Raw genomic sequence first — 11,641 nt, 5'->3', positions numbered from 1 at the left:
GAAACCACCCGCCCCGTCCCCTTCGGCAACACCGCCGACCTCCCGGTCATCGGCGACTGGAACGGCGACGGCACCGACACCCAAGGCATCGTCCGATAACCCCCGCCTTCTCTGATCCAGGCCCCTGTGCCGCCGGCCACTCGGCGGCGCAGGGGCACTTCCCTCTTGCCATCAGACCAAGAACGAGGTGTCGTCCCCATGCCACAGATCACGTTGTTGTCCGACTCCCGGATCCTCGCGCTGCCGGTGGAAGAATGCGGCCAGCCCCTGGTCGACCTGCGCGGGTTGGACGGGGTGCTCATCGACCAGCGACTCGCGGATCCGGCGGGGGCCTACGCGCACCTGCGGCTCAGCGTCGCCGAACGGCTCGTGGCGGCTCAGGCGCTGCTACCGCCGGAGCTCAGGATCCTGGTGATCGAGGGATACCGGCCGCCGGTACTGCAGGAGCGGTATTTCGCCGAGTCCGTCGAGGAGCTCCGGGACCTGCACCCCGACTGGAGCGCCGAACGCCTCCGCCGGGAGGCGGGCCGGTACATCTCTCCTCCCGAGGTGGCGCCGCACGTGGCGGGCGGCGCCGTGGACCTGACCCTCTGCAGCGAGGCCGGGGCCGAGCTGCCGATGGGCACGGAGGTCAACGCCACGCCCACCGGCCCTGACGGGGCGTGCTACACCGCCTCCCCGGACATCTCGCCGGAGGCGGCCGGCAACCGGCGCCTGCTGGCCTCGGTCCTGACGGCGGCCGGTCTGATCAACTATCCGACCGAGTGGTGGCACTGGTCGTACGGGGATCGTTACTGGGCCTACGTGACCGGAGCCCCGGCCGCCCGCTACGGCCTGCTCGACACCCCCGCCCTGGCCGGCCCGCCCGCCCGCTGAGGTCGTCCGCGGCCCTCACCTGCACCTCTCCCCGACCGCCGAGCCGAGGGCGGGCCGCTCCCGTACGCCGGGGCCGCCCACCCTCGTCCTCGGTCTATCAAACTTGTGCAGGACGCGGCCAAAGTGAACAACTCCCCATGCTCACATGACCGCCAACTTATGAGAGACTCCAGGCTTGCGGGGCGGTAGCTCAGCCGGTCAGAGCAGCGGACTCATAATCCGTAGGTCGTGGGTTCAAGTCCCACCCGCCCTACCACTCCCGATCAGCAGAAAGAGCCCCTGGCCTGAACTTATGCCGCCGGGGGCTCTCTCGTCTCGTCCGACTGTCCACGGCTGATGGTGACCATCTACGGCTGGTCTCACCCAACGCTCACCCACGAACCGCGCCTCAGCCATGAGCGGCAAGTGCGTCGGAGATGCGACGCTTCGCGGCCTCGTCCTGACCGACGATGCACTTGGCGTAGATCTTCAGCAGGACATCGACGCTGCGCCCCGCCCACTCTGCGACCTGCGTTGCCGGCACACCCGCATTGAGCCACGTCGAGACGCAGGCGTGACGCAGGTCGTACGGCCGTTCGGCCAGGGGCGTCTGTACCTCCTTGGCGGTCAAATTCCCAAGGTGTGGCCGATGTGGTGGGTGTAGGGGGGTGGGATAACCCCTCCCCCGGGCCCCGGGCAGCCCGATCGGTTTCCCGCGCAATACGCGCGGCCACTCCGCGATCCGCGGGTCAGGGTGAAACGCGCCGGACATGATGCTCTTGGCGGCTCGCCGCTGTCCAGAAGGGGACACCGGGCGGAGAGCGCCTTTTCCGTAGATTCCGGACGCCGGAAATCCGTGCCCCCAGGTCGCCGCGCACCGGCCCGCGACCGTGTGCCGTAAGTCTGAAGCCGAATCCCGGCAGACAACCGCTCAACATATCGCTCTATCAGCCACAAAATCTCGCGTCAAGCCGTTGCTTCCCAAATAAATGCCTGCAATACCGAATCTGGTCCCATAACCACATCGCGGAGCAGAATTGATGAAAACCTCCTCAAGCACCGCAAGAGCCTCACGAGCCGTCCGCCATCTGACGGTGGCGCTGGGAGTCGCCGCCGCCGTGACCGGACTGGGCACCGTCCAGGCCACGGCCGCACCCGCACCAGCACCAGCACCAGCACCAGCACCAGCACCAGTCAAGGACACCACAGCCCGGCCCATCGAGCCGGTCGGCGAGGTGCCCGGCGCTTTCGCGTCCTGGACCGACCTGCTGGCCACCCAGCAGAAGCTGGTCAAGGCGGCCGACCGCATCACTGCCGGCACCAAGACCAAGGAGGACACCGGATACGCCGGCATCATCGCCGCGCCGGAGAACCACGAACTGCGCGTCTACTGGAAAGGCGACACCCCGAGGCGCATCGACGACCTGATCGGCCGGCTGCGCGAGGACGTCCCGGTCAGTATCCTGCCCGCGGCGTACTCGGCCCGAGAGCTTGAGCGCGAGATGAACCGTCTCGCCCGCGTCTCCGCCGGTGCGATCACCTCGATCGCGCCGAAGGTCGACGGCTCGGGCCTGACGGTCTCGGGCGCCGACCTCGGCCTGACCCGCACCAAGGTCGCCGACTCCACCGTGCCGATCACCATCCAGGCGGGCGTCACGCCGGCCCTGGCCAGCCGCTGGGACGACTCCCCACCATGGTGGGGCGGGGCGGCCTGGCGCAAGGCCGGCATCGGCGGGATCGGCTGCTCCACCGGCTTCGCCGTCACCTACGGCGGCACGACCAGGATGCTGACCGCGGCCCACTGCGGTGACGTCGGGCAGACGGCCACCGACCCGACCGGCCAGGCGATCGGCCCGATCTCCTCCTACGACGACATGTACCGAGACGTCATGTTGATCAGCGCGGGCACCGCGGGCCGCGTTTACAACAACAACCCCGGCACCATCTCGCCGGAGTTCAGCAACCCGGTCATCGGCACCACCGGTTCCTACGTGGGCATGTGGCTCTGCACCTCCGGCGCCTACTCGGGCACCCTGTGTTCCATCCAGGCCAAGCAGGTCAACGTCACGCTCAGCGTGGGCTACCCGATCTATGGCCTGGTCATCGCCGAGCAAGCGGCGCACACCAACGCGGCCGGCGGGGGTGACAGCGGCGGCCCGGTGGAGATCCCCAACCCGTCCAGCATCACCCAGCAGTACGCGGTAGGGGTCATCTCTGCCATCGACCCCAGCACGCCGGTGCCCTGCACCGGCTACGTGACCAGCGGGCGTACCTGTTCCTGGCGGTTCTACTACGCGCCGTGGAGCAACGCGACCACCGCCTTCCCGGGCGTCACCCTCGTGACCGGCTGACCCTTCGACCGGCGGGTCGTACGCGGCGCGTGACGCCGCACAGCCCGCCGGTCTCGCTCCGCTTCCCGGGCGACTGACCTGGCGGGAACTCGGCGGGCGGAGCGACGTTCAGTGTCCGTCGCTCCGTTCATATCAGGCTCGCAGAGCCGTCCGTACGGTCGCTCGCATGAACAAGTCCCGTCCGCCCTACTCGCGATCACCCCGAAACCCCGGTCCGGGCGGCGCCTGGGGAAGGTGTTTTTTGCCGTACGCAACGTGGGCCATCAAAAGGGTCGCCACGATCCCGCCCGCGACGACGAAAACGGCGTGGCTGATTCCTTCGGCCATGGCGACCCGTAATCCATCCCCCAGGAGTCCTTCGGTGCCGGCGTTGGCCACGAGCACCAGGATCGCGAGCCCGACGACGGCTCCGACCCCTGATCCGGTGGATGCGATCGCCGAGGCGACACCCTGCTCGCGATCACGCACTCCAGTGGCGGCGGCGATGAACATGGCCGTGAAGATGACGCCATCGCCGATGCTGACGGCGATGAGTCCTGGGATCAGCGTGACGTAGGAGCCGTCGGGAGAAGTCGCCAGCCCCAGGGCGACGGCCCCGGCCGCGCCGATCGACAGGGCGAGGGTCAGTGTGCGCCGCAGGCCGATGAGCGTCACCACCCGGCCGCCCACTGTCGAACCGGCGACCACCACGACGGTCGGAAGCAGGAACGCGATTCCGGTTTCCAGGGCGTCGTAGCCGAGGACATCCTGGAAGTAGATCGACAGGAAGTAGAGGAGTGAGCCGAACGTGGTCATGAACATGAATGCGATCGCCACGGCCATCCTGAGGCTCCCGTTGACCAGAAGCCGTGGCGGGAGAAGCGGATCACCACTACGCCTCTCGATCAGCACGAATGCCACAGTCAGCAGAAGGCCCACCGCCGCCGCGGCGAGGATCACCGGTGAGCCCCAGCCCAGATCGGGGCCCTGTACAAGCGCGAACACCAGCAGCGTGATGGCGCCTGTGGCGGTCAGCGCACCAGGCAGGTCGAACATACGCGTCCTGTCGCGAGGCGGATCGGCGTCGATCAGGAAGAGCGTCCAGACGAAGACCGCGCCCACGAGCGGGACATTGACGAAGAACACCGCTTCCCACCCGAAGGCTCGCGTGAGCACACCGCCCAGCAGGACGCCCACGACTAGACCCGCCGCGCCGGAACCTCCCCAGACGGCCAGGGCGCGGTTGCGGTCGCGGCCCTCCGCGAACGTGGTGTTGATGAGCGCCAGCGTGCTCGGAAAGACCAGCGCTCCGCCGAAACCCTGAACCGCACGCGCGATCAGCTGAATCAGGGGGGTCGTCGCGAGCCCTCCCGCGAGCGAGGCCAGCGCGTAAAGCGTCAGGCCGACCAGGAGCATCCGCCGCCGGCCGAGCAGATCCGCCGCGCGGCCCCCGAACAGAAGGAACCCACTGGATGCCACCGCGTAGACACTGACCACTGATTGCAATGTCTGCGCCGAGTAGCCCAGGTCATGCCCCATATCGGGCAGCGCGACCACGACGATGTACTGGTCGAGCGAGACGATCATCATGGCGAACGACAGCAGCGCCAGCGTCGCGGCACTGCGACTTCGAACAGGACTCCTGCTCACGAGTGGAGTGCGGGAAGGACGCATGTGATCATCCCATCTGATGTCGCATCGGTCATCGCAGTGCTCTCTCTTCATGGAGGGGAGGGCCGATCAGGGGCGGCCACGGGCAACCAACTGAACTGTACAGAACAGTACATGTCAACTCAACAGTACAGTTCAGTTCGGATAGGATGGCGCCGTGACGACAACGAGCAGGCGCGCCCCGTCAGGAGAACGCGCGGCGCGCAAACGGGCCGCCATCGTGCGCGCGGCACAACAACAGTTCCTGGAACGGGGTTTCGGCGCGGGCATGGACCACATCGCCACCGAGGCCGGCGTGTCGAAGGTGACCGTCTACAACCACTTCGCCAGCAAGGAGGAGCTGTTCACCGAGGTGGTGACCGATGCGCTCGAACAGGCGCTCGGCCAGACCGTGTACGTCCTGCACGAGCGCCTGCGTACCGGCGACGACCTGCGCGACATCCTGACCGCCACCGCCCGCAAGTGGGTGGAGGGAATCGCCCAGCCCGAGGTGCTCGCCCTGCGCGCGTTGATCACCTCCGAGGCCCGGCGCTTTCCCGAACTCGGCCGCGCCTGGCGCAAGCAGGGACCCGATCGTTTCGCCGAACCGCTGGCCGCCGCGCTCAGCGCGCGCGACGACCTGGACATTCCACACATGGAGCTGGCGATCGTCCAGTTCTACGCGCTCGTGCTGTACCCGCACATTGTGCACAGCGCCTACGGCGACAGGCTCGATCCTCGGTTCACCGATGACCTCATCACCACAGGGGTCGACATGTTCCTGAGGTACTACCAGAGGCATTGAGCGTGAATCGCCGGGAAGCCGATACTCCCGATCAGCGCTTCGGGGGCTCGGCATCGACAGCACCCCGACCCGAGCCCATCGACCGCGGAGTGCTGGACTGGACGACCGAGACATGTGGTCCCAAGTTGGTGGTGAGCCGCACGTTCACAGGGGCCGTAGATCATCTATGTATCGGATGTTTCACGTTTCGTTGAAGCATTCCAGGAGAGATGTGGCCTCCGTTTAAAGTCCCTCCCGTGGGGACCCAAATAGCTGCGAAGAGCAGTGTGTGGAGCGAGTTGCGGCTGAGCTCCCCGCCACGGCTCCAGATCTCGATCTCGCCCAATCTGACCGCGCTCGCCATGATCGCCGACGCCCTTGCGGGGCGCCAGCGCGGCCTACCCGAATCGTGGCGTAAGGCGATCGCCTCACAGGTCGGCCCGCTCGGCCAGGACGCCGTGCGCCCGCTGGCCGTACCCGGCAGCTCGATCGCGCCGGACAGCATCGTGCCGTGCTCCCCCACCGACGGCGATGTCACCGTTCAGTCGCAGGTCAGCGCCCTGCAGGCCATCTCGCCCGACGCTCTGATCAAGGATCTGGAGCAGACGTTCGGCCCGGGGACGCCGCCGTTGCACTGGCGCTCGGCTGCTGAGCGGCCCGAGCGCTGGCTGCGCGGGTACGCCGGCGCCCTGGCCGACGTCTGGAACACCACGGAACCGCTGTGGAAACGCGCCCGCCCGCTACTCGACAGGGAGGTCGAGCGGGTGGGCGTCGCGGCCGTGCGGGGCGGCCACGAGCTGTTGCTGGGCGCGCTGAGCGAGCGCATCGTCTACGGCGAGCATGGCCTGCTCATCTCCGACCTGGAATCGAGCACGTTCGAGCTGGGTGACAGGAAGCTCGTGCTGGTGCCCATGTTGGCCGGCAAGGGCGCCGTGATCGTCAGCCTGGACAGCCCGGACGCCGTCTGGATCGCTTACCCGGTGCCCGGTGCGGACTCGTTGTGGCGTAAGCCCGTCGCGCCCACGGGGGACGAGCTGTCGGCGATCCTGGGCCCGGTACGCGCACACCTGCTCTGCGCCCTGGAACAGCCCATGACCATGAGCATGCTGTCCACGGACATGCAGATCGCGCCCAGCGGCCTGACCTACCATTGCGACCGGCTGCGCGCCGGACGGCTGATCATGCGGGAGCGCCGGGGCCGCGAGGTGTGGATCACTCGCACCCGCCGAGCGGAGGAGCTGCTGGAGCTGTTCCGCCGCTGACGGAGTCCGGCGGACGGGTGAGAAGAAAGCCCTGGATGGTACTCAGGTTCCAGCGCGGGACCTGACGACGCACACCGCGCGAGCAGCGGCACACCGTCACGAAAATCCCGATCACACGCTACGCCTCTGGACGTCATGGGCATTCCGGGCACGAGCCCGGGCCATGACGAGGAGTGCGCGTCCAGAGAAATTCCAGGTTGATTCCAGTTCGAACATTCAGGCTTTCCGGTGTCAGCTTCATTCCATTTCAGGGAGGAAGATATGTCCACCAGCACGTCAGCGCTCGCGGCCGAGGTCTCCGGAAAGCTCGGGGCCGGGGTCGAGTTGAACCCCGCGGACTTCACCGTGGAGGCGCTGCCCGAGATGCCGATCGCGCTTCGCCAGATGGAGAGCTCGCGGCCGTAGGTCGTCCTCATCGCCCTGGAGTGGTGTGCTTCAGGGCGATGAGCCCGCAGTCGGCCACGTCGATCACGAAACTCTGGAATCCCATGTCTGACACCGCTGATCCGTTGCTGCGGATCGTTCCGACGGTTCGCCTGGTCCCGCCGCCGAGCATTTGGTCCACAGAACGTTGGTACGTGATGAACATCGCCGCGCGCAGGGAGATCCTGCTGGGCAGCGCCGCGGCACAGGTCTTGCTGAGCTTCTTGCGTGCCGGTCCGGCCGAAGAGCGCCTCGAAGAACTGAAGCGATCGGCGGGGCTGGAGTCCGACGCCGGCCGGTCCATCGTCGAGCGGTTGGTGACAGAAGGATTCCTGACGCCGGATCGTGACGATTCCCGTCTTGAGGAGACCGAGCGGCGATGGCGCGACGCCGGATGGCAGGCCGCGTTCGACCACCACCTGCTCACCTACGATTATCCGTATTTGAACTACTCCGAGTCGGATGCACCGGCCATAGACAAGTCGATTATGGAGTTGTTCGCCGCCGAGAGCTTCGACGTGAACCGATACAAGGAGTACGCGGGCTCGCTCACTGTTCCCGTCGTGCAGACCGCTGAAGCTCTTGAATGCCTCGCCCGGCCTTTCGCCGAGGCGTGGGACCGTCGAAACGGATCCGAATCCCTGCCCGTGGCCACATTCGACAAGCTCTCGGCAGTGATCTCTTCGAGCTTCGGGCAGCTTCGCTCGCGCAGAGTCCGGTCGAGTGTTCCGCGCGCCCCGCTGGTTCGCAAGACGAGCCCTTCCGGTGGCTCGAGGCATCCGGTCGAATGCTATGTCCTCGCGCGGAAGGTCTCGGGGCTCACGCCCGGGACCTACCACTTCGCCGTCAGGACCTCCGAGCTGGAGCGGATCGGTGATCTTCCCGGCGATGACGAGCTCAAGCCGATGCTGCAAGGCCTGTGGCGTGCGCCTTTCGACCCGGCGGCCTTCGTCGTGGTGACGGGCCTATGGGAACGCAACATGTATCGCTATCGCGAGCCTCGGACGTTCCGCACCGTGTTCATGGACGCCGGTCATGCCGCGGCGACCATGGAACTCTGCGGACAGGCCCTTGATCTGCCGGTCTTCTGGCAGCACGGAGTCGACGACATCGCCGTGCACGGGTTGTTCGGGCTGCAGAAGGAAGGATTGGACGAAGGTGTCCTCTATGCAGCGGCAGTCGGCCGAGCATCGACAGAACTCTCCTGAACCCCCCGTGAATGCCGCGCCACGATGGGCGGCGGGCACGGTCGTCATCCCCGACGAGGACGGTAAGGCCACCGTGCGGAGTCCGTTCGCGAATTCCGCCGTCCTCATGGGGCGGCGCGCGCTGATCTCGCTCGCGGCCGGCGAGAAGGACATCTCGGGACTCGCGGTCCTGAGAGACTGCGGCCTCCTGGAGGCCGATGCGATCGACGATGACACCGGTCGTGGTCTTGCGCATTGGCATGCCCGTGGCTGGTCCCACGCCCTGACCACCTACCTGTGGTCACGGCGTGCGTCCTTCCAAGACGACGGAGAGGCTTACCGCGACCGGCAGATGGAGGCACTCGCCACCTTTCTCCGTGAAGACGGACCTCCACCGAGCCCGCGCCGGGCGGCGACGCGGCCAATGGTCCTGCCTGAGCCCGCACCGCTTCCGGAGACGCCCGTCGGCGAAGTCCTGAGGAAGCGGGTCACTTCACGTACGCTGCATCGCCGCGCCTTCGGTGACCAGCGACTGTCCGACCTGCTGGGGCACGGCTTGGCCCGGGCGAGCCGCAATCGCGATCCGGACCCGGCGGATCCGCAGCGGTTCCTCTTCAGTTACGGCGCGGCGTTCGACTACTACGTGGCGGTCTACGACGTCCTCGGGATCGAGTCCGGAATCCATCTCTACGATCCGTCCACGCACGCGCTGGACGATCTCGGAACGGTACACGGCGAAGCCGAGACCCGGGCGGCGTGCAAGGAACTGTTCATCGGTCAGCGTCAGGTGGAGACGGCCGCCGCGACGGTGTTCGTCGTGGCCGACTTTCCCCGCTATCAATGGCGCTACCGGCATGAGCGGGGCCTGCGCAATCTCTACTTCGACTCGGCGAGAGTCGGCCAGGCATTGATCCTCGTGGCGACCGCCTGCGGCCTTCAGACCTGGCTGACCCCAGCCGTCCGCGACTCGCTCGGTGAGCGACTCTTCCAGCTCGCGCCCATCGACCACCAAGTACTCACGACCGTGACCGTCGCATGAAAGGCCAGATGACGTGTTGAGATTCCACCGAGGCTGGGGTCACTTCCGAACACCGGCAGGCGGCGAGGTGTGGTCGCTGACCACGAACGAGCGTTTCGGAGTGAACGGCGACCCGCAGTTCGTCCAGCGGATCTTCGAGATGCTCGACCAAGGCATCGCTCCCGGCTCTGAGATCGAGCCGCCGGGCGCCGCCCCTCTCATCGAAGAGCTGCATCGCATCGGCGCCGTCATCGATGACAAGGATCAACGACCCGGCATCGCCGACCCCGAGGGGCTTTACGTCCATCAGAGCGAGTTCTTCTCGTTGTGGGAGACGCCGGAACTCTCGGGCGGCGCTTTCCAGGACACCCTTCGCGGTTCGACAGTGCTGATCGTCGGAGTCGGAGCGTTCGGCACCTGGATCGCTCTCAACTGTGCACGGATCGGCATAGGGACCATCATCCTCGTCGATCCCGACACGGTGGAGGCCACGAACCTGCCTCGGCAGGTTCTCTACCGAACCACTGACGTCGGCCGGCTGAAGGTCGAAGTGGCCGCCGAGATGCTCGCCGTATCCGACCCCTCCGTCAAGGTCGTGACCCATGAACGTCTGATCCGCGAGGTCACCGATCTGGCGGACCTCGCCGAGAGCGCGGATCTGGTGTTCAACTCTTTCGGCTATCGGGTCGCCAACATCAGGGACATCATCGCCGAGACCTGCGTGCGCACGTCCACCCCGTCGCTGCTGTCCGGAGGCAGCACCCTGGGTCCGCTGTACGTGCCGGGCAGGACCGCCTGCTATCAGTGCATGGTCGACGGCGACAGTGCGCTGACCAGCACGATCGAAAAGGCGGTGGCCAACGAGTGGCTACCGCCCAGGTCCCCCTTCGCCCCGCTGATCGCCGCCATGTCGTCGCTCGCGGTGTGGGAGGCCACCCGTTTCCTGACCGGCTGCTCGGCTCCGTTGACCGCGAACGCGGTCTGGTCGATCGACCTTTTCAAGTACGAGATGACGCGCATCACAGGAGACCGGCGTCCGTCATGCGCGGTCTGCGGAAGCGGAAATGATCGCTGACCTCACGGCCCGCCGGCAGGCTCTCCTCGCGACCGAACTCGACCACCTGCGTGCGTGGCGGCCCGGAGGCTCGCTCTCCGAGCTCTTCGTGGGCATCGAACGTCGGACGCGGCGTGAGGTCGTGGTGAAGTTCCCTCGTACGGATCTGGACGGTCCGTACTGGAGGCCGGCGTTCGCTCGCGAACGTGCCCTCACCGAGATGTTGACCGGTAGCGGTGCCGTCGTTCCTGTCGCGGAATCCCATCACCGAATGAAAGCCCGCTGGACCGCCCAGGCCGAGGGTCCCGCACCCTTGATCACCCCGCGGCTCGGCACGGACCTCAAGGCATGGCGGGAGACCGCCGGCGCGGAGCAGATCCAGCGCGTCTGGACCGCCCTCCTCGGCGCGGTCGCTCGGCTGCACGCCAGAGGTGTCGTCCACCGCGACGTGCGGCCGGACAACGCCGTGACCGACGGTGAACGAGTCAGACTGATCGACCTCACATTCGCGCGGGAACTGCACGGCCCCCCACTGATCTCAGAAGAGCACGCGTTCTACCGTTATGCGCGCCCACTGACCTACCGCCCATTCGCTCCGCCGGAAGCCTTCCTCGGTATGTCGAGTTCACCGGAGGCGTGGCGGCGCGCGGATGTATACGCACTCGGCGTCAGCCTCCACGTGCTCTGGACGGGGCGTACGCCCGATCCGGTGGCGGCGGACGACGAGCTGCTCGACAAGCTGACGGAACTGTTCCTCCGGTGCGAGAACGTCGCTGCTCGGCGACGGAACTCCGCGGCGGTCCTGCGGGCCTTGGCGGAGAACCATCCAGTGCCCTCACTGGATGAGGTGCCCGGACCGGATGGAACGTGTCTTCCGAGCGGAGTATGCGACCTCGTCCGGGCGATGTGCGCCATCGAACCGAGTCACCGCCCAGAAGCATCGGCGGCCGTGAAAGTGCTCGGCGAGGTGGGGGCGGCTTCATGAACGTCCTGTCGTGGCTCCGGACAAGCTTGTCGAGGCGCGTCGCGTTCGAGGTGGTCCTGCTGGCGGTACGAGCCTCTCCTCGAACAGTCGCCG

Annotated in this window: 10 protein-coding genes, 1 tRNA gene and 1 pseudogene; 10 read left to right on the top strand and 2 right to left on the bottom strand. The window is 66.9% G+C overall.

The features are described from left to right. Positions 1–198: 198 nt before the first annotated feature. Both ACWEN6_RS39335 and ACWEN6_RS39330 read left to right on the top strand, forming a co-directional pair. Positions 199–876 (top strand): M15 family metallopeptidase, encoded by a 678-nt coding sequence (locus ACWEN6_RS39335; RefSeq protein ID WP_354853607.1) that lies wholly within the window; start codon positions 199–201, stop codon positions 874–876. A 179-nt stretch (positions 877–1,055) separates the two neighbouring features. Continuing rightward, a tRNA-Ile gene (locus ACWEN6_RS39330) sits at positions 1,056–1,132 on the top strand. Between the two features lie 132 nt (positions 1,133–1,264). Here the strand turns inward: ACWEN6_RS39330 and ACWEN6_RS39325 are convergent. Then, positions 1,265–1,468 (bottom strand): annotated as a pseudogene (locus ACWEN6_RS39325) (tyrosine-type recombinase/integrase); the annotation flags it as partial. Positions 1,469–1,949: 481 nt separating this feature from the next. On the opposite strand from ACWEN6_RS39325, the gene ACWEN6_RS39320 reads away from it, so the two are divergent. After that, on the top strand, positions 1,950–3,206 hold the full coding sequence (locus tag ACWEN6_RS39320) for a S1 family peptidase (RefSeq protein ID WP_452577147.1): 1,257 nt from the start codon (positions 1,950–1,952) through the stop codon (positions 3,204–3,206). A gap of 186 nt (positions 3,207–3,392) precedes the next feature. Here ACWEN6_RS39320 and ACWEN6_RS39315 read toward each other — a convergent pair whose 3' ends face one another. Then, positions 3,393–4,835, bottom strand: a complete 1,443-nt coding sequence (locus ACWEN6_RS39315; RefSeq protein ID WP_452577145.1) for an MFS transporter — start codon at positions 4,833–4,835, stop codon at positions 3,393–3,395. Between the two features lie 178 nt (positions 4,836–5,013). Between ACWEN6_RS39315 and ACWEN6_RS39310 the strand changes: the two genes are divergently transcribed. From ACWEN6_RS39310 to ACWEN6_RS39280, 7 genes are all read left to right on the top strand, one after another. Then, complete coding sequence (locus tag ACWEN6_RS39310; protein WP_452577143.1) at positions 5,014–5,640, top strand: TetR/AcrR family transcriptional regulator; 627 nt, start codon at positions 5,014–5,016, stop codon at positions 5,638–5,640. Between the two features lie 236 nt (positions 5,641–5,876). Beyond that, on the top strand, positions 5,877–6,881 hold the full coding sequence (locus tag ACWEN6_RS39305) for an ArsR/SmtB family transcription factor (protein ID WP_452577141.1): 1,005 nt from the start codon (positions 5,877–5,879) through the stop codon (positions 6,879–6,881). A 261-nt stretch (positions 6,882–7,142) separates the two neighbouring features. Next, positions 7,143–7,286, top strand: a complete 144-nt coding sequence (locus ACWEN6_RS39300; protein WP_354853622.1) for a hypothetical protein — start codon at positions 7,143–7,145, stop codon at positions 7,284–7,286. 38 nt (positions 7,287–7,324) lie between these two features. After that, on the top strand, positions 7,325–8,512 hold the full coding sequence (locus tag ACWEN6_RS39295) for a SagB/ThcOx family dehydrogenase (protein WP_452577139.1): 1,188 nt from the start codon (positions 7,325–7,327) through the stop codon (positions 8,510–8,512). Further along, positions 8,472–9,530, top strand: a complete 1,059-nt coding sequence (locus tag ACWEN6_RS39290; protein WP_452577137.1) for a SagB/ThcOx family dehydrogenase — start codon at positions 8,472–8,474, stop codon at positions 9,528–9,530. The genes ACWEN6_RS39295 and ACWEN6_RS39290 overlap by 41 nt, the downstream gene beginning before the upstream one ends. Before the next feature lie 100 nt (positions 9,531–9,630). After that, complete coding sequence (locus tag ACWEN6_RS39285; RefSeq protein ID WP_452577135.1) at positions 9,631–10,584, top strand: HesA/MoeB/ThiF family protein; 954 nt, start codon at positions 9,631–9,633, stop codon at positions 10,582–10,584. Next, positions 10,574–11,548 (top strand): protein kinase domain-containing protein, encoded by a 975-nt coding sequence (locus ACWEN6_RS39280; protein ID WP_452577133.1) that lies wholly within the window; start codon positions 10,574–10,576, stop codon positions 11,546–11,548. The genes ACWEN6_RS39285 and ACWEN6_RS39280 overlap by 11 nt, the downstream gene beginning before the upstream one ends. Positions 11,549–11,641: the final 93 nt, after the last annotated feature.

The sequence above is a fragment of the Sphaerisporangium sp. NPDC004334 genome, from assembly GCF_053602655.1.
This window is presented reverse-complemented; position numbering and strand designations above follow the sequence as displayed.

Coding starts and splice junctions, on each gene's coding strand:
- ACWEN6_RS39335 (WP_354853607.1), top strand. CDS start 199: ATGCCACAGATCACGTTGTTGTCCGACTCCCGGATCCTCGCGCTGCCG.
- ACWEN6_RS39300 (WP_354853622.1), top strand. CDS start 7,143: ATGTCCACCAGCACGTCAGCGCTCGCGGCCGAGGTCTCCGGAAAGCTC.
- ACWEN6_RS39295 (WP_452577139.1), top strand. CDS start 7,325: ATGAGCCCGCAGTCGGCCACGTCGATCACGAAACTCTGGAATCCCATG.
- ACWEN6_RS39290 (WP_452577137.1), top strand. CDS start 8,472: ATGCAGCGGCAGTCGGCCGAGCATCGACAGAACTCTCCTGAACCCCCC.
- ACWEN6_RS39280 (WP_452577133.1), top strand. CDS start 10,574: ATGATCGCTGACCTCACGGCCCGCCGGCAGGCTCTCCTCGCGACCGAA.